Source organism: Erythrobacter sp. SN6-5 (genome assembly GCF_057364945.1).
This window is the reverse complement of the sequence record NZ_CP200282.1, coordinates 2,128,934-2,145,764: the sequence shown is the minus strand read 5'-3', so window position 1 is coordinate 2,145,764 and position 16,831 is coordinate 2,128,934. Positions and strand designations below refer to the sequence as shown.

12 protein-coding genes and 1 pseudogene are annotated in these 16,831 nt (G+C 58.3%); 2 read left to right on the top strand and 11 right to left on the bottom strand.

Going from position 1 to position 16,831, the window contains the following annotated elements:
• Position 1: 1 nt before the first annotated feature.
• Both AC0V6Z_RS10620 and AC0V6Z_RS10615 read right to left on the bottom strand, forming a co-directional pair.
• The gene (locus AC0V6Z_RS10620; RefSeq protein ID WP_472638467.1) at positions 2–1,486 is read right to left on the bottom strand and encodes a UdgX family uracil-DNA binding protein; all 1,485 of its coding nucleotides are present in this window, start codon (positions 1,484–1,486) and stop codon (positions 2–4) included.
• Positions 1,483–2,727 carry a putative DNA modification/repair radical SAM protein gene (locus AC0V6Z_RS10615; RefSeq protein WP_472638466.1) on the bottom strand — a complete coding sequence of 415 codons (1,245 nt, stop codon included), beginning with the start codon at positions 2,725–2,727 and terminating at the stop codon, positions 1,483–1,485. Before AC0V6Z_RS10615 ends, AC0V6Z_RS10620 begins: the two co-directional genes overlap by 4 nt.
• A 300-nt stretch (positions 2,728–3,027) precedes the next feature.
• Between AC0V6Z_RS10615 and AC0V6Z_RS10610 the strand changes: the two genes are divergently transcribed.
• A complete protein-coding gene (locus AC0V6Z_RS10610) occupies positions 3,028–3,753 on the top strand; it encodes a carbonic anhydrase (protein ID WP_472638465.1) in 726 nt (241 codons plus the stop codon).
• An 88-nt stretch (positions 3,754–3,841) separates the two neighbouring features.
• Here AC0V6Z_RS10610 and AC0V6Z_RS10605 read toward each other — a convergent pair whose 3' ends face one another.
• From AC0V6Z_RS10605 to AC0V6Z_RS10590, 4 genes and pseudogenes are all read right to left on the bottom strand, one after another.
• Positions 3,842–4,165 (bottom strand): PilZ domain-containing protein, encoded by a 324-nt coding sequence (locus tag AC0V6Z_RS10605; protein ID WP_472638464.1) that lies wholly within the window; start codon positions 4,163–4,165, stop codon positions 3,842–3,844.
• 116 nt (positions 4,166–4,281) lie between these two features.
• Positions 4,282–5,929: pseudogene (locus AC0V6Z_RS10600) on the bottom strand (DUF6504 family protein).
• Positions 5,823–6,698, bottom strand: a complete 876-nt coding sequence (locus AC0V6Z_RS10595) for a recA-like protein (RefSeq protein ID WP_472638463.1) — start codon at positions 6,696–6,698, stop codon at positions 5,823–5,825. Before AC0V6Z_RS10595 ends, AC0V6Z_RS10600 begins: the two are co-directional and overlap by 107 nt.
• 130 nt (positions 6,699–6,828) lie before the next feature.
• Positions 6,829–8,235 carry a sodium-dependent transporter gene (locus AC0V6Z_RS10590; RefSeq protein WP_472638462.1) on the bottom strand — a complete coding sequence of 469 codons (1,407 nt, stop codon included), beginning with the start codon at positions 8,233–8,235 and terminating at the stop codon, positions 6,829–6,831.
• 145 nt (positions 8,236–8,380) lie between these two features.
• On the opposite strand from AC0V6Z_RS10590, the gene panB reads away from it, so the two are divergent.
• Entirely contained in the window at positions 8,381–9,253 is an 873-nt protein-coding gene (panB, locus tag AC0V6Z_RS10585) for a 3-methyl-2-oxobutanoate hydroxymethyltransferase (RefSeq protein WP_472638461.1), read from the top strand.
• Here panB and AC0V6Z_RS10580 read toward each other — a convergent pair.
• From AC0V6Z_RS10580 to AC0V6Z_RS10560, 5 genes are read right to left on the bottom strand one after another with little or no spacing between them, the layout of a single operon-like run.
• Positions 9,250–10,224, bottom strand: a complete 975-nt coding sequence (locus AC0V6Z_RS10580) for a bile acid:sodium symporter family protein (RefSeq protein WP_472638460.1) — start codon at positions 10,222–10,224, stop codon at positions 9,250–9,252. The two genes, panB and AC0V6Z_RS10580, sit on opposite strands and share 4 nt — an antisense overlap.
• A gap of 49 nt (positions 10,225–10,273) precedes the next feature.
• On the bottom strand, positions 10,274–11,752 hold the full coding sequence (locus AC0V6Z_RS10575; protein ID WP_472638459.1) for a tetratricopeptide repeat protein: 1,479 nt from the start codon (positions 11,750–11,752) through the stop codon (positions 10,274–10,276).
• A 34-nt stretch (positions 11,753–11,786) separates the two neighbouring features.
• The gene (gene prsR / locus AC0V6Z_RS10570) at positions 11,787–13,151 is read right to left on the bottom strand and encodes a PEP-CTERM-box response regulator transcription factor (protein WP_472638458.1); all 1,365 of its coding nucleotides are present in this window, start codon (positions 13,149–13,151) and stop codon (positions 11,787–11,789) included.
• Positions 13,151–15,283 (bottom strand): XrtA/PEP-CTERM system histidine kinase PrsK, encoded by a 2,133-nt coding sequence (gene prsK, locus AC0V6Z_RS10565; protein WP_472638457.1) that lies wholly within the window; start codon positions 15,281–15,283, stop codon positions 13,151–13,153. Before prsK ends, prsR begins: the two co-directional genes overlap by 1 nt.
• The gene (locus tag AC0V6Z_RS10560; RefSeq protein WP_472638456.1) at positions 15,283–16,668 is read right to left on the bottom strand and encodes a TIGR03013 family XrtA/PEP-CTERM system glycosyltransferase; all 1,386 of its coding nucleotides are present in this window, start codon (positions 16,666–16,668) and stop codon (positions 15,283–15,285) included. Before AC0V6Z_RS10560 ends, prsK begins: the two co-directional genes overlap by 1 nt.
• Positions 16,669–16,831 lie beyond the last annotated feature (163 nt).

Genomic DNA, 16,831 nt, shown 5'->3' with positions numbered 1-16,831 from the left:
GTCATACCTGCGTCCCAGAAGTGAACGCGTTTAGGCGCGCCTGCACTTTCGCCAGATCAGCGGCAAATAACGCCGCCTGCTCTGCGCGCGCGCCGCCGTCTAGGCGCAACAAATAGGCCGGATGCGCGGTGACCCACAGCTCCGCCTTATCCTCGAGGGTAATGGGAATGCCGCGCGCCGTTTTCAGGCTCACCGTCTTGCCTAGCAATCCGCGCGCCGCCGATGCGCCCAAGGCCAGTATGATACGCGGTTTCACGATCCCCCGCTCGCTCTCCAGCCACCAACGACAGGTGTCGATCTCTTTGGCTGTCGGGGTCTGGTGAATGCGCCGCTTGCCCCGCTGGACGAACTTGAAATGCTTCACCGCATTGGTGACATAGGCTGCGCTGCGATCAATCCCGGCCTGCGCCAAAGCTGCATCCAGCAATTGGCCCGCTGGCCCCACAAACGGTCTGCCCGCCAGATCTTCCTGATCGCCGGGCTGCTCGCCAACGATCATGAGCGGCGCGCGCTGTGCACCCTCGCCCACAACCGCGCGCGTTCCGCAATCGGCGATCGGGCAATCGCGGCAATTGCCAACCGCCTGAGCAAGCTCAGCGAGGTTACGCGGGCGTTCACGCGCCTCGCGCGTACCAGCCGCAACCATACTCGCTTCGCGCGCTTGAGCTCCGGCGATCAAATCGGGAATGAGCGCAGCCTCCGGCATGTTCTTCCAGTATTTCTTGGGCATTTCAGACAGCATCGCGCCGACTTTCAATCGCGCCGGATTGAAGATCGATGCGTAATACGACTTCCACAGTTCCTCGACCGGATCATCATCCGGCGCATCGCTGCGCCGTGCGGGGCCGCTTTCCCGCATGGTCTCGCCATCCCAGTGGAGGCATCCGCGCGGGGTCAGAATTGACCAGTTCATATTGGCAAAGCGCCGCATGAAAAAGCCCGCATTGGCGCGTACGATATGATGATCAGGCTCAAACCAGGCGACATAATGCGCGTCTTTTCCCTCTGGGCCCGCGGCATTCTCGACCTGGCGAAAGCGGACGAAGGCGTGCATTTTATGGCTGTCGCGGCGCACCGACTTATCAAGCTCCTCCACCCGGCGCACATCGAGGTCGGTCTTGTCCTCCATCATGCGCGGATTGCTCTGAAGCCGCCACAGCAGCCGGTACAGCAGCGCAAAGCGTTCTGGATCGGAATGCAGCGCCGCATTGCGCGCCAGGCTCAGAAACCGCTTGCTCGCCCGCGCTGGCCGGGAATCTCGGTCTGGCTCAGGCGGACGCTCAGTCAGCCCAGACGCGCTACCTTGGGCAAACAGATCGCCCGTCCCGCCCGGCTCAACCCAAGACACTCTATCTGGCGGCACCTCGCATTGGACCAGCGTGCGCGCCTGATCCCGCCAAAACGCAAAATCATCGGGCGCTGGCAATTGCACCGCGTAATGCGCGCCAACGGACGGTGCCCGTGTTGAGAGAGCCTGCCCGCTCATGACGCAAACAGCTCCAACTGTTCCTGCTTGGGCGCGAGCAGGCTACGCAAATCCGCCCGGTCTGTCAGCGTCGTCGGACGCCAATCAAGCGCGGTGATAAATGGGCGCACCTTCGCGATTGACTGGGTCAGCCGCGCCACATCATCAAGCCGCAAGGTCCGATGACGCCGCGCAGTAATGATCCGCCGAACCGCTGTCGGTCCCAGCCCTGGCACGCGCAGCAACATCTCTTTGCCCGCACGGTTCACATCCACTGGGAATGTCTCACGAAATTTGAGCGCCCAGGCCAGCTTGGGATCAATATCGAGCGGCAGATTACCATCCGCGTCCGTCGCCTCGCACACCTCGCCCGGCGCATAGCCATAGAACCGCATCAGCCAGTCGGATTGATACAGCCGGTGCTCTCGTAACAAGGGCGGGCGTTGCAGCGGTAAAACTGCGCTGGCATCTGGAATCGGCGAAAAGGCGCTGTAATAAACCCGGCGCAGGCCAAAGGAATCGTAAAGTCGGCTCGCCTTGCCAACAATATCCGCATCAGACGCCCGGTCTGCACCAACAATCATCTGGGTCGATTGGCCCGCCGGGGCAAAACGCGGTGCGTGGCGAAAGCGTTTGCGCGCATCCTTCGCCTCGATGATGTCGTTCTTCGTCTTGGCGATCGCCCCTTCGATCTGCCGCTCGTCTTTATCAGGCGCGAGGCGGGTCAGGCCGCTGGTCGTGGGCAATTCAACATTGATGGAGACACGGTCAGCATAAAGCCCCGCCTGACGCACCAGCTCTGGATCCGCCTCTGGAATAGTCTTTAAGTGGATGTAGCCGCGAAAATCATACTCATCGCGCAGGATCCGGGCAGCCTCGACCATCTGCTCCATCGTATGGTTGGAGCTTTTGATGATGCCTGATGAGAGGAACAGTCCCTCGATATAATTGCGCCGGTAAAAATTGAGCGTGAGGTCGGCGACCTCTTGCGGGGTGAAGCGCGCGCGCCGCACATTCGAGCTCTTGCGGTTGATGCAGTAGTGGCAATCGAAAATGCAGTGATTGGTCAGCAATATTTTGAGCAATGAAATGCACCGGCCATCTGGCGCATAAGCGTGGCAAATGCCCATCCCCTCGGTTGAGCCGATCCCTTTGCCGTCCAGCGAGTTCTTCTTCGCCGTACCCGAAGACGCGCAAGAGGCATCATATTTCGCCGCATCAGCGAGAATTTCGAGCTTTTCTAAGAGCGATTTTTGGGTCATCGGAACATTCCTTTTGTTCCTTATATGTTCCAATTGGATTCAACAATAGTGAGGAATTTGCAACCTTAAATTGAGCGGGTAGTGGTGCATGTCTGAAAGATACGGCCCATAGCTCATGAAAGAAATCAGATAAAAACACTCTGATACGGGAACCTCCTCATCCGTAGTGAGTATTTTGCACAAGTCCGATCCCTTCTAACGAGCAATTCTGCCCGTAATATCGGACGGTAACATGCGGCTTTCATGCCGTTTCCAATTGTTAGCGGGACGTATCACATGTCCTGCAATAGGGAGTAACCGATGAAGTTTTTTGCATCTCTCACCGCAGTAGCTCTACTGAGCGTGCCTGCCATTACAGTCGCGAAGGACTGGAATTTTGGCGATGGTGAGGCACCTGAGCGTTGGAGCCTTGAAAACAGTCAATATGCGCTGTGCGATGCGGGCCTTATGCAATCGCCAATTGACCTCGCCGAAGCCAAAGCAACCGGTGATATCACCGTCACCACCAATTACGGTGATGTCGCTAGTACGCTGGCGATCTCAGAAGAAAAGCTGCAACTCGATTTCTCGGCTGGCCTAATGATGCAATCGGGCAACAAGACCTTCAACCTATTGCAGGTCCACTTCCACACCCCATCAGAACACGCGATCAGCGGCAAGCGCTATCCTTTGGTTGCACACTTCGTGCACGCTACCGAAACGGGTGAATTGGGCGTTCTGGGCGTGATGTTTGAAGAAGGCCAGGCCAACCCTGCGTTCAACAACGTCGCAGCCGCGCTTGGATCAGGTGATGGCACAGCCATTACCGTTGACGCCTCACAGATGATCCCAGAGGATCTCTCGGTTTTCCGTTACATGGGTTCGCTAACCACGCCGCCATGTTCAGAAGGAGTAAACTGGCACGTTGCAGAACAAACCATGACGGCCAGCGCAGAGCAAATCGCAGCGATGACCAACATTCTTGGCCCAACCGCACGCTCGATTCAACCACTCGGCAATCGCCTACTGGTTGCGCCGTCTAAGTAGGTTTTAGCAAGCACATAAACGAAAGGGGGCCGCACTCATATGCTGGCCCCTTTTTGTGTTTAGCGATGTAAAATTGCCGTGCGTGAGCTTACTTTTTGCTCGGATCAAAATCGCTCAGGCTTACGCCGTTCTGCTTGCACAGGTGATCAATGATCGCTGCATGCATCTGGCCCTCAAAGGCAACACCAGCGAACTCGCCTTCAATCCAGGCGATGGTTCCCATTGGCGCGTTAATACCATCGACCTTCATCACCACTCGGTCACCGATGTTTGCAAAACCAGATTTGGCTTTGATCTTACAGCCCCCTTCAGAGATGTCGATCAGATCAACGAACACCACGCGCGAGCGAACGCGGCTCTTGACCATCAGGCTAAGCGGCTTTCTATCGGCCGTACGAGGGATGCTGTGCATATTCATGCTGCCTAAGTAGCCAAAAACCGTAAACGAATAATAACTGAAGCGCTGAGGGGGTGTAGCAGACACAGTTAATGCGGCGCATGCCTGGTCGGTATTGTGCAGTCAGGAAGCTAAGCGCACATCCCCTGTAAATACCATGCAGGCATGCCTCCACGGCCATCATCGACCAAGCCGTGGCGATAAATCCAATAGCGCTGACCTTTGGCATCTTCGATCCGGTAATAGTCACGCAAACGCACGCTGGAGCGCTCTCTCCACCACTCTGGCGCAATCCGTTCAGGCCCCTCCACACGCACCACTTCGCGCACCTTTCCGCGCCAGCGAAACCGCTGAGGACACCCATCAGGTGAGGCGTAAAGCACAGAAATGACCTCTGCTTTATCAAGCATCTTTAATGGCCTATGATAGAAATCTAATACATCTTGCGAAGCTGACTGGTGATCAAGCGGGGGCACCCAAACCTGCGCGCGTTCTGGAATGTGGCTGGCTCGTGCGGCTGGCCTGCGCACCGCCTCTGGGCCAAGCCGTACCGTCAGTCGGTCAATGCAAGCGGCCAGCGATGTGCCATGCTGCTCAGCGGCGATTTCAATGTCACCCTGCCCCAATGCCAGAGGCTCTGACCAACTGGCTCGCAGGCGCACAATCTCAATCCCGAAGCTGGCGTCAACATCCTCAAGTTTGTTGGTGAACAGCCGGGTAATATGCGCTGCATCACGGGTGGCCGCCGCCAATTCAAGCTTTCGCACCAGCACTTCGCCATCAACCCGCCACAGCCCAAGTTCAAGCCTGCGCGCACCTTCGCCTTTACCCTCCAACTCACGCGCCATATCGGCGGCAAGATCAGACAGCACCTGATCCAGCAGGCTGCGATGGCGGATCGGCTCCATCAAACGCCGCTGGACCAGCGGCATTGTCTGCGCGATCACAGGGAGCAGTGGCTCTGGCACTTTACCCAGCAATTGATCGAGCCGGATCAAGGGGTTTGCAGTGGGCGATTTGCTGCGGAAACGGCGCTTCAAGGCATCCCGGCCAGAGGCTTCGCTCACATTGCCATCCAAGCCAGAGCCGCCCTTTGCGATTGCGGCGAGATCACCCAGAGATTTCAGCCCCAAACGCCTGAGCACGGTGAGCACATTCGAGATCGAGACGCAAGGCAGCAACCGGCAGATCGGCCAGCATTCGCATCGCGTCATCTTGGCGCACAAGGATACACTCAGAATAGCCTATCTTAACCCCAAAATGCGCCAGCGCCCATGCTGCACCCGCTGTGGGAGCGATAGCAGCTCGTGCGGCCAGTCCCCGCGCCGCGCAGGCCGTGTGCACATCCTCGATCAGCCGGGCCTCTCCGCCAAACAGATGGGCCGCCCCGCTCACATCGACCAGCACCCCATCGGGCGGGTCCAGCGCGCTCCACGGCCCCCAACGCTGAGCCCACAAGGCCAGCTTTTCCAGAAAGTCGAGGTCTCCAGTTGGATCAGACGGGGTAACCGCAATATCCGGGCACAAGGTGCGGGCATCGGCCAGCATCATGCCAGGGGTTGCCCCTGCTGCACGCCCCAGATCATTGACCGCATCAATGCGTGGGCCATGCGCGGTTTCTGTAATCAGAGCGGTGGGCACCGCATCTGCATCCTCACCGCGCGTAATCGCGTTACAGCGCCGCCAGCGATCGACCGACAGTTGGGCGAGCCAAATTGCCAATATCCGCCGCGGCGGGGTGTTTACGAGGCTCTGTTGCTCGCAGGTTTCCTTTCTCATCGCTCAAAATCCATTCTCCGGGGGGATGCATGCGGGCGCGGAACAATTCCGCCTGCCAGGCTGGATCGCCGGGCGCATCCGCATTCCAGCGCGGTGCAGCCGATGGCGCAGCCTCTACCCGCCAGCGCATGCGCGCAGAGGACAGGTCAGCGCTCGCATCAAGCCGCACCAGCCAGAGCGGAATTCCATGCTTTTCAGCCGTGAGGCTAAGACGGCGAGATGCGGTAAAATCGAGCGCGCGCGGATTGCCAGCGATCTCTCCAATCACGAATGCAAGATCGCGGCAACGCAGCCCCTCCTCAAGCGCAAACAGCGCGTCTTGAGCGCTCTTTGCCACCACATGGATCACCCGGCGGCGCAGATCAGGCGGCAAGCCCTGCGCATAAGGCCGCCCAGTCAAACGGATCGCCTCGCGGTCTTGCACCCACAGGATCTGACGTTGATCATCCACCTCTGCCAGTGGGTCGCTGCGCCGCACCCTTGCCTGAGCCGCCAAAGCATCGCGGGCCAGCGCCAATGCCGCCCCCGCTCCGCTCGCATCCTGAGCGCTGGTGAACACCTCTGAATGTGATGCAGCCAATAGACCCGGCCGCCAGCGCGCCTCGCGGCGGCGCGATTGCGCGAGGATATCGCTCGCCCTCACGGGCTTAAGCACGGCGCAGGCCGCCATTCCAACCGACAAGCGCGCCGAAGAGATACCGGAGACAGCAGTGCCCACAGAAGAGCTGTGGAGCGCGTTCGCTCTGGAAGGGTTTGCAGCACTGGTCATAGGAACATCTTTGCCCAAGCGGGTCGCTTAGAACGACTCACTTGTTCTCATTATGTTCCACAATGTTAAAAAGATTGCAATGGGGGAGAACAGCCAGCCAGGCGGCCCTCCCTCCTAAAATCACCAGTGCTTAGCCAAACAGGCCGAATGCCAAAATGATGGTCAGCACAATCGGACAAACAAAGCGAACGAGAATGCGCCAGATTTGGTGAAGCAGGCCGTCCAGCCCGTTCTCATCATCAATCAGCCGCGCATCCGCAATCCAGCCAACAAAGATACAGGTCAGGATCGCGCCTATCGGCATGAACAGCTTTGCGGTCACACCATCCAGGGCATCAAAGAAATTCGCCTCTGCAAAGATCGGGATGAACGCCAGTGGCCGGAAATCAGCCATTTCATTGAAGGACAAGGCCGAGAGGATGCCCAATACTGCTGCACCGACCCCGACGATGGCGGTTGCAACCGGACGTGGCAGCTTGAATTTCTCAAGCGTGTAAGCGGTCGGTGCCTCAAGCAGCGACACCGAGCTGGTGAGCGCCGCAAAGAAGATCATGATGAAGAACAATAAGCCGATCAGCGAGCCAAATGGCATCTGCTGAAACGCCACTGGTAATGATGCGAACATCAGGCCCGGCCCAGCGCTAGCAGAAAGGCCAGCGGCGAACACAATCGGGAAAATTGTCAGACCAGCGAGCAAGGCAACCGCCGTATCTGCGCCCGCAATAATACCTGAGGTTTTGCCCAGGTTCGTCTCACGGCTAGCATAGGCGCCATAGGTCATCATCCCGGCCACACCAAGCGACAATGAGAAGAACGCCTGCCCAACCGCCGCCAACATGACTTCGCCGGTTAATTTGGAGAAATCGAAGGTGAATAGGTAGCTCACAGCTTGGCTGAACTCGCCGGTGAATGCGCCGTAGATCGTGATCGCCAGAAACAGCACGAAGAACAACGGCATTAGATATACCGCCACCCACTCAATCCCGCTGGAAACACCGCGCGCCACGAAAAACAGGGTCAGGGCCAAAAACCCAAGATTGAGCCCAACCATCAGGCTGCCATTGCCGAACAGTCCGGGAAGCAACCCTTCAATATCGCTCGCAGCGCGCCCTTCAAAAGCGCCCCCAGCAAGGCCGGTTTGCACCAAATCGCTCGCAAAGACGCCAACATAATAGAGCACCCAACCGCCCACGACGCAGTAGAAGCTGAGGATCAGGAAGGCGGCAAAAACGCCCATCGATCCAATAATGCCCCAGCCTTTCGAAGCTCCGGAATCCGCCGCGACACGGCGCACGCTTTCCGGCGCAGAGGCCTGACCATGGCGGCCAACCAGCACTTCAGACAGCAACACTGGCAGACCAATAAGTAGCACACAAAAAATGTAGAACAGAACGAAGGCCCCGCCGCCATTCTCGCCCGCCTCAGCAGGGAAGCGCCACATGTTTCCAAGGCCAACAGCCGACCCCACTGCGGCCAGAATAAAGGCTGTGCGCGAGGACCAACCTTCACGCGCGCTCGAACCGGAAGAAGCAACCATGTATGTATTACCCTCTCACGCGCCGATCCGGCGCAAATTGTTATGCGCAAGTCATGCAAGAAAATTGCGGCGGCGTAAACGCCTCTTACAAACGCTCCACGGCGGGCTTTGCCAAGCCCGCGTCGCGCGGCTAGAGACTAGCGCCATGTCGACTACATTTCAGCTTGATACGAGCACCAGCCGCGCCACTCCTACGCCAAAGCCCAGGAAACGCCTTACTGTGCCGCGCATTCGCGACCACAAGAAGGACGGCACAACCAAAGAACCGCTGGTTATGCTGACCGCATACACCGCGCGTCAGGGGCAGTTGCTGGATACGCACTGCGACCTGCTGCTGGTCGGAGATTCGCTGGGCCAGGTGATCTACGGACTCGATTCCACCCTGCCAGTGACGCCAGAGATGATGATTGCGCATGGCGCAGCGGTTGTACGCGGCAGCTATCACAGCGTCGTCGTGGTCGATATGCCGTTTGGTTCCTATGAGGCATCAAAAGAGCAAGCCTTTGACACAGCCAGCCGGATCATGGCCGAAACGGGATGCGCCGCTGTTAAACTCGAAGGCGGGGAAGCGATGGCTGAGACAGTCGCTTTCCTCTCCAACCGAGGGATCCCTGTAATGGGCCATGTCGGCCTGACCCCGCAGGCGGTGAATGTGCTAGGCGGATATGCAGCGCGCGGACGCAGTCAACACGAACACGAGAAAATTATCACTGATGGCAAAGCTCTGGAGGAGGCTGGCGCTTTCGCCGTCGTGGTTGAAGGCGTGATTGAACCGATTGCCATTTCGCTGACCCAGTCACTCGAAGTACCAGTGATCGGCATCGGAGCATCCGCACAATGCGATGGACAAGTGCTTGTCACCGAAGACATGCTAGGCATGTTTGAACGCGTGCCGCGCTTCGTCAAACGCTATGAAAACATCGCGGAAGTGATCGACAAGACGGTTGCGACCTATGCCGAGGAAGTGCGCGCGCGCAGCTTCCCAACCGCTGAGCAAACCTACCAGCCAAAGAGCTAGTCCGCGCCTTCCTGACGGCCCGCAAGCATGCTGGCCAAGGGCGCAGCGCAGACCAGTTGCAGCAGATGGTAGAGCAGCAGCGGCGCGATTACGAAGCCAGCGGCATCGGGCGGAAACAAGATCGCGGCGAGAGGCGCGCCGATGGCGACGCTCTTTTGCGCCCCGGCAAACAGAAACGCGATCCGGTCTGCCCGGGGATAACGGAACAGCCCGCCGGTTAGCCAAGCTCCGCCCGTGCCGACGATCAAAAACGCAATGACAAACCCCAGCAATGCGGCCCACTCAGCAAAGCCGAACATGGTCGCGAGGCCCTGCTCCACAGCGCCGGAAAAGGCGACATAGACCGCAATGCCGATCACCATCCGGTCAAGCCATGCGACTTGGGCCTTACGCTCCTTCAGCCAACCGATCATCCAGCCTTGCAGTGCCTGGCCAATCAGAAATGGCAAGATCAGGATCAAGCCGATGCGAACAATCGTCTCGCTGCCAATATCCGCAGCGCTACCGCCTCCCAGCGCCGCAAACAAAGGCGCGGTCAGAAACACACCGGCAATATTGATGAGCGCCGCACCGACCACAGACAAGGCGACATTGCCGCGCGCCAGGCTGGTGTAAGAGGTCGCGGACTGAATGGTGGATGGCAATGTGCCGAGATAGAGGAAACCCAGCGCGACCAGTGGCGGCAAGGCCCATTGCGCGAGCAATGAGAAGCCGAGGCCTGAGAGCGCCATCGCTCCAAACACCCATAGGAACAGCGGCGCGAAGAAGCGCCAATTCGCGAGGCCTCGCGCAATGTCGCCGCGTGCGATCCGCATGCCATTGACCAGAAACAGTACAAAAATGCCTGTGTTCGACACCGTCTGAGCGGTCTCGCGCAGCGCCCCTGCCGCAGGAAGCACCAGGGCAAGGATCGTAGCCAAGATCAGCACGGCAATCATCGGATCCGCCAATAAGGATAGTCGCGACTTCATCGCGCGCGCTCTGCCCTCCCCTTTGGCCTTTGTCGAGGGGCGTGCGCTCTTACTCTGCTGGCGGCGCAAACGTGCCCGGACGCAGGCTTTCAGCGAATTCCGCGAAGCCTTGCTTTTCGTCTTCACGCTCCAACCCGCGCGCAGCAGCCGCCCTTAGGACGAGCAAATACGGGTCATTGCCCGCGCCCAGATCAATCGCATAGTCAAGCAGCACCGCCACTCTTAACCAGTCTTCTGCTGCTGCGCTGCGCTCTGCCAGCATCAGCACCGCCTCAGCATTGTTTGGCTCGCCAGCGAGATGCCGCACCAACAGAGTGTCAGCCGCAAGGTCATCACCGGTCATTCGGTAAGCCGCAATAATCCGCTGGGTCAGCGGCCAGGGCCTTCGGATTTGCGCAGCCACTTGGTAAAGCTCCAACGCTTGCTCTGGATCATTAACCGCGAGGCCAACGTCCCCAATCAGTGAGTGCACATCCGCCGACCCTGGAAATTGACGGCGGAGCGAATTGGCGAGCCGCGCGGCTCCTGGCAAATCATTTTGTGCGATCATATCGCGCAGCTGCCGAGTTGGCGCAGGTAAAACCGCTCTGCCATCGGCTGTGCTCCCGAGCACCACGAGCCCCCGAACGCGCCCTTCGGCTGCCCGCTCCAGCAATGGCGCCGCCGCCTCGCGGTCACCCAGCCTCTCATAGGCGCGGCCAACGATGCCGAGCAGGTAGGGCGATGCATCCAGCGAGGCAGTGCGCGGGGCAAAGCGCTCAACCAATTCAGCCTCACGCTCACCGCGTAGCAGAGCCAGCGCAACCAGCTCCAACAGACGGATGTTGCCGGGTTGCCGCTCTGCCAAGGCGCTGAGTTTCAATGCAGCACTATCATAGGCACTTTCATTGAGGTCAATCAGTCCGTCCAGCAGCAATGCGGCTGGGACATTACGGCTCACCATACCGCTGCGTTCAAGCAAAGAGCGCGCCAGGATCGGTTTGTCAGCACGCGCAGCCAGCAGTGCCTGAAGATAGTGCACCTTTGGATGCTTGGGATCGATTTTCGCAAGGTTCCGAACGGCTGCCAGCATATCGCGATTGCGCCCCAAATCGCCCAAGGTTGCCGCCAGATCAGCTAGGATCTCTACATCTTCAGGAGCCGCCTTATGAGCAGCCTCAAACCACGGCAATGCGTCTATCAAACCATGCGCATCGCGCACCATCTGAGCGCGCAAATGCAGCGCCAAGGATGATTGCGGACCCAGCTCTAGCGCACGCTCTGCGGCTTCCAATGCGGGCAAATGCTCTCCGCCGCGAAAACGCAGACGAGCGATCGCGACCCATAGTGCGGGATTTTCCGCATCGATTGCGAAAGCTTGATCCAGCAATCCGCCCGCTTGGGGCAGATCACCTTCGCGCATCGCCGCGCGCGCATCTTTGATCAAAGTGACGAATTCATCGCTGCCCTCGATCGCCGCTTCTGCGGGCGCGCTATCGTCCTCGCTAGTTAGCGAGCAGCCACCCAGTACCAGCGCGCACCCGGCCAACAGCCAGCCCAGCGCAGGGGATCTGAGGCCAGATTTAGGCCTGCAAATCATATTGTTTGAGCAGATCATACAAAGTTGGCCGGCTGATCCCGAGCAGTTTGGCCGTGCTTGAGATGTTGCCCTCGCTGCGCGCCAAAGCATGGCGGATAATCCGGCGGTCCGATTGCTCGCGCGCCGCCTTAAGGTTCAGCACTTCGGCATCTTCCTCTTCGCCGCTGTCAAAATCGAGGTCTTCAGCGTTTACCAGTTTTCCATCAGCCATGATGACCGCGCGCTTCACCCGGTTTTCCAGCTCGCGGACATTGCCGGGCCAATCATGCGCATCAATCGAGGCCAGTGCATCAGGGCCGAAACCCGTGACCGCTGGGTTCATCTCAGCAGAAAACCGCTTGAGGAAGGCCTTCGCCAGCAGAATGGCATCGCCGTGCCGCTCCGCCAGGTTCGGGATACGAACGACGATTTCGGCCAGCCGATAGAACAGGTCCTCGCGGAATGTGCCCTCGCCAATCATATTCTCTAGGTCTTGATGGGTGGCGCAAACGATCCGAGTGTTCACCTCAATCTGTTTGCGTCCGCCAATCCGTTCGATCGTGCGTTCCTGCAAGAAGCGTAGCAATTTGACCTGCAATGGCAGCGGGATATCGCCAACCTCGTCGAGGAACAGCGTACCGCCATCGGCGCTTTCGATTTTGCCTTCGGTGGTTTTGACCGCGCCGGTAAACGCGCCCTTTTCGTGCCCGAACAGTTCGCTTTCGAGCAGGTTTTCAGGGATCGCTGCGCAATTGATGGCAACGAACGGCCCGTTCGCACGATCACTCGCATCATGCAGCCCTTGCGCGAGCAGCTCTTTGCCAGTTCCGCTTGCGCCCAGCAGCATGACCGAGACGCTGGTGCTCGCCACCCGCTCAATCGTGCGTGCGACTTTCACCATTTCAGGTGCGCCAGTGATCAAGCGACCAAGGACCGTCTTTTCCTCGCCAGCACTGGCGACCAGACGGCGGTTCTCTTGTTCGATCAAATGCAGGTTGTAGGCGCGGCGAACGATCAGGCCGAGCGCTTCAATATCAACCGGCTTTTGGTAAAAATCGTATGCGCCGCGTTCGATCGCCTGCAGCGCGCTTTCCCGCGCGCCGTGGCCGCTTGCCACAATCACCTTGGTATCGGGCTTCAGCTCCATGATCGCATCGAGCACGGCAAAGCCTTCGCTCGTGCCATCGGGATCAGGCGGCAAGCCAAGATCGAGCGTTACGACAGCAGGCATTTCGCTGCGCAGCGCCGTGATGGCGGCCTCACGATTGCCAGCAATCACGACCTCAAAATCATCATAGGCCCATTTGAGTTGAGCCTGCAGGCCCTCGTCATCTTCGACGATCAATAGAGTGGGTTTCTTATCGGCCATTATGCGACCTCGCCTGATTTGGGTTGTTCTTCCTTCGCGAGAATTTCAGCCGCCTCGCGCAGCGGCAGGATGATGCTGAACCGTGTGCCCAGTCCTTCGCGGGATTCGACGTTCACGCGCCCGCCCATTGCCTTCACGATCTCGCGCGCTTCAAATGCACCGATGCCAAAACCGCCCTCTTTCGAGGAGACGAAGGGTTTGAACAGGCCATTGCGGATGAAACCGGGTGACATGCCAGAGCCGGTATCGATGATGTCGAATTGACCATTCAGACCATCGCTCGACACATCGAGGTAGATCGGAGTTTCCGGATCGCTCGCATCAATCGCGTTTTGGATCAGATGCATAATCGCCTGCTCTAAACCTTCATTATCGGCCATCACGACGGCGGGATCAGCCCGTGTTAGCTGCAGCGGGTGTGTAACTTCAAAACGCTTTGCCAGGCCCTTTGCCATTGCAGCGAGATCAACCGACCTGCGCTCTTGCGACTGCCCAGAGCCATAGCGGCCAAGGCGAGCTAGCAGGTTTGCGAGCTTGTCAGATGAATTGCGCAAAGTGACGAGCATATCTGCCCGAAAATCCGGATTATCCGCGTGCTTTTCCGCATTCCGGGCGAGCAACGATAATTGACTCGCCAGATTTTTGATATCGTGCATCACGAAGGCGATCCGGCGATTGAACTCATCAAACCGGCTTGCCTCCATCAGTGCCTGTTGGCCTGATTGCTCGGCGAGATAGCTGGCTAGCTGCTGCCCTACAACTTTGAGGAGATCGTAATCTTCCCAATCGAGACGCCGCTCGATCCGAGGGCGCGCCAGCACAATCGTGCCAACCAGTCGGTCAAAATGGACAAGCGGGACGAGTGCCCAAACATCCTCTGTCTCAGTCAGCCATTCAGGCACCAAAGCAACTTCACCGAAATGGTCATTGCCTGCTCGCACATCATCCAGATCCAGGATGTGGTTATGCTGCTCAAGCAGGCTTGAAAGCTCATAATCTGCGGCGATGGCTGGCACCGCGATAGTTGGCCAGTTGGAGCGCGCCACCAATTCCAATTGCGCCTCTTCATCGGGCGCGAGCAGCAGTCCCCCCGGACTGTCAGTGATATCGGCAATCGCCCTGATCGCCCGTTCTTGAAAGCTTGGCATGCCTGATGCGCCTGCCCCAACCGAGGCGCTGCCAACGGTACGAGTGAAACGCAGCCATTCCTCGCGGTAATCATAGCGATGCTGAAACAGATGCTTCGTCGCCATGACCCTGAGCCACGCGCGGGCACGCTCTGAGGGCAACCACAAGACCGCCGCCATACCTGCGAAGACCAGAAAGATCACCTGCGTCGCACGACCCAAATCTCCGCCCAGCATAGAGAGCGATTTGGTCACAAAGATCATCAGGACGAGATAGGAACCGATGACCAAAAGTGACAGAGTCTGGAATGTTACCGCGCGCGAAGGGCGGAATTCCAGATCAGCACTGCGCGCATTGGCCCCAAGCGCAAGCACGCCGATCATTACGCCCGACAATGCCCCTCTCAGGGCAAGCAGCAGGCCGGGTTCCTCACCGCTGAGATAAGCGATCGTGTAGAGGTTGAGATCGTAGCCCCAAAGGCAAGTAAGCGCGACCCCGCTCCAGCGCAAAACGCGGCGCGCCGCCATTGATGCACCAACATATAGGTTGTGCAGCAGCACCAGAGCGCCAATCGCGACAAGCATGTTAAGCGCCGCGCTGACTTCGAACGTCACATCAAGCAGCTCTGGCTCAGATGCGACCCGCGCCTCGATCAGCAGCAGCACAGGCTGCAGCAATTGAACCAGCGCCAGCGCGATAATCACGGGCCGGGTCGGTTTTAGGCTCTCGTCGCGCCCATCATTGGCGAACAGACGGAATATCAGAAATATCCATGCGCAATTGCGCGCAGTCTCCGCCAGTCGAACAGCCGACTCCAGCGGACCCTGTGCAGCCGCCAATGCGCACCAAATGCCGGTGAAGGCGATAGCGCTGAGCGCAGCCGCACGGTCAGAACGCGAACGATCTCCGTTGCGGGTCGCCCACAGGGCCGCCACCGCGCAGCACACGGCCCCGGCAAGATAGCCTGCAAAACTGATCAAAGTTAGAAGTTCGCCTTCAGCCATTAGCGAGCACCCTCTGGCCAGAGCACCACGCGGACGGTCTGCAACAGGATCACTAAATCAAGAAACGGCGTATAGTTCTTTGCGTAATAAAGATCATATTCGAGCTTCTTACGGCTGTCTTCGGTCGATGCGCCGTAGGGATAATTGATCTGAGCCCATCCGGTAATGCCGGGTTTGACCATATGCCGTTCTCCGTAAAACGGGATCTCTTCCTGCAGATCATCAACAAATTTCGGCACTTCGGGACGCGGCCCGACAAAACTCATATTGCCTTTCAGAACGCTCCAGGTTTGCGGCAACTCGTCGATCCGAACCTTGCGGATAAAGCGCCCGAGGCGGGTGACCCGTGGATCGTTTTCCTCAGCCCATTTCGCGCCGTCCTTTTCCGCGTCCGTGCGCATCGAACGCAGCTTGATGAGATAAAACGGCTCGCCATAGAGGCCAACGCGTTCCTGCTTAAAGAACGCAGGTCCTTTGCTATCCAGCTTCACCAGCAAAGCGAAAATCGCAATGATTGGGAAGGTCAGTAGAAGCAGCAAAAGACTGGCAACAATGTCAAACAACCGCTTGAAAGCACCGGAAATCACTCGCCCAGAGGAAAATCCATCGGAAAAGATCAACCAGCTGGGATTGACCGTATCCAGATCAACCCGGCCCGTCTCACGTTCCAGGAAGCTAGAGAAATCATTGACGTGCACACCCTTGGTCTTAATCCGCAAAAGGTCCGGGAGTGGCAACGCATTGCGCCGTTCCTGCAAGGCGAGCACAACTTCGCTCACGCCCAGGTTTTCGACAAACCGGCCAAGGTCATGGATCGCCTCACGCGCAATCGCTTCTTCAACCACCCGCTCCGGCTCGTTCATCGCGATATAGGAGACGATCGCAAAGCCAGTTTCCGGCTTATCACCCAGCTCACGCAGTCGCTGCGCCCTGTCACCCGCACCCAGCACCATCACCCTGCGGCGAAAGGCCGACGAGCCAAGGAAGCTGTTAAGGAACATCCGGTCCACCACCAGCAGGCCGATGGCGAAGCACATGGTGTAAAAAAGTGTGGAACGCCAGAAGGTATCCGCGGCCAGCACAAAATCGATCACCGCTAGGGCAATGATACCAAGGCTGATCGCCACGAGCAGTCTGGCGCCCGCAAACCGCAGGCTGCGCAGCGCATAGGGTCCGTACACCCCGACAGAGATCATTGCGATCCATACCACGGAGGCTGAGCCCGTCAGTGGCAACCAGCGCCCCGCAATAGGCCCTGGATCCATCCCGATCTGCGAGGCTCGTAGCTGCCAGGCGAGCTCACTAGCCAGCACCAGAAGCGCAAAGTCCAGCAGACCGAGCAGCAGCACGGCGTGGGGGATATAATGCTTAAACAAGCGGATCATCAGATTCGAAGCTCGCAGTAATTGCAATTGCAAGCGTGGCTTTACGCGCGAGACCTTAAGTGTCGGTAAATTTTACAGCGCTTGCTCTAAGCCGCCTCTTGAGCCGATCTACACGGTTAATGAGATGTGAAGAACGCACTATGTATTTACGCTTAGCTGTGGG